This window comes from Pseudomonas sp. EZ-C24, from assembly GCF_014525325.1.
GTDB classification, from domain to species: Bacteria; Pseudomonadota; Gammaproteobacteria; order Pseudomonadales; family Pseudomonadaceae; genus Aquipseudomonas; species Aquipseudomonas shirazensis.
Genome location: NZ_JACDIU010000010.1, coordinates 105,266 through 105,977, shown reverse-complemented (window position 1 = coordinate 105,977; position 712 = coordinate 105,266). Strand labels below are relative to the sequence as shown.

Here is a 712-nt window from a genome sequence, read left to right as displayed (position 1 = left end):
GGCAGACACATCCGCGCCGATCACGTCGTTGAGCAGTACGTTACCGCTGACCTGCCCACCCATTTCCACTCGGGCAACGTCGCAATGCGCTTGGGGCACGTCATCGACGATGCTGATGACGATGTTGCTGGTGGTGGTATTACCGAGCGAGTCCTTGACCTGATAGGTGAAGGTCTCGGTGATGATGTTCGGCCCGTCGTTCTGATGGGTCGGCGAATTCGCCGGCGAGGTCAGGGTGTAGGTGTATGAGCCGTCACCGTTTACGTGGATCTGGCCGAATTGCCCTTCGGTGTTGCCTACCAGGCTGTAGGTCAAGGCCCCAACGCCGCCTGTGACCGAACCGACCAAGGTCCCACTGGCTGTTTCGCCGGTCGAGCCAGGTTGGCTGCCGGTGACGGCGCCGGGCGCGAGGTCGTTGCCGTCTTTGGTCAGGTCCAGAGCGTTTTCATGGACGGTGACATCGTGGTCTTGTGCAGCAACCATCTGGCAGTTGAGCACGTTGATGGTGACGGTCGCGGTGCTCTCATCGCCGTCAGCGTCGCGAATGGTATAGACGAAGGTATCCGTCGCGCCTGCTGGAGCATTGCTGTTCGGGTACGAGTGGTAAACCCCGTTACCTTCGGCATCGAGGGTGATGTAGCCGTAAGTGCCCTGGACGTTGACGCCGAGTTGGCCAGAGGCAGGCGTCGAAGTATCGGACCCAGCACGCACG

Annotated in this window: 1 protein-coding gene; it reads right to left on the bottom strand. The window is 60.7% G+C overall.

Annotation, left to right across the window (positions count from 1 at the left end):
• On the bottom strand, positions 1-712 hold a 712-nt coding region (locus tag IDM28_RS23800), incomplete at both ends, for an Ig-like domain-containing protein (protein WP_262500007.1).